Genomic DNA, 430 nt, shown 5'->3' with positions numbered 1-430 from the left:
GGCAGGCATAACAGCGCTTTATTTCCTTCTTTCAAGCCTAAGAAATTACAGGTCATTACAGCAGAGTTCAGCATTTTCTCTTTTTCGATTTCAAAAATTTTTGGTGTTCCGGTAGAGCCTGAAGTCTGAACCTTTACAGTATATCCGTCAGAAAACCATTCGTTCAAAAAAAATTTGATTTTCTGTTCGAAATCTGTTTGAAAGGATAAATTATTAATATTGAGATTCTTGAAGTCTATAAGCATGATTGTGGTCAATAAAAAGTCTTGTAAATGTAAAAAAAACTTTAAAAAATTCTTGTATCTAAACAAAAAAGCTGTAAATTTGCCTCACCAAAATAAAAACAGACCTATAGTGTAACGGTAGCACTCCGGTTTTTGGTACCGTCAGTCGGGGTTCGAATCCCTGTGGGTCTACAAACCATCCTTTT

Annotated in this window: 1 tRNA gene; it reads left to right on the top strand. The window is 34.7% G+C overall.

Annotated elements, in window-relative coordinates:
- The first annotated feature begins 345 nt into the window (after positions 1-345).
- Positions 346-416, top strand: a tRNA-Gln gene (locus DRF60_RS20945).
- The last annotated feature ends 14 nt before the right edge of the window (positions 417-430 follow it).

Source organism: Chryseobacterium elymi, from assembly GCF_003385495.1.
Lineage (GTDB): Bacteria > Bacteroidota > Bacteroidia > Flavobacteriales > Weeksellaceae > Chryseobacterium > Chryseobacterium elymi.
The sequence above is the reverse complement of the archived record's forward strand: the minus strand, read 5'-3'. Positions and strand labels throughout refer to the sequence as shown.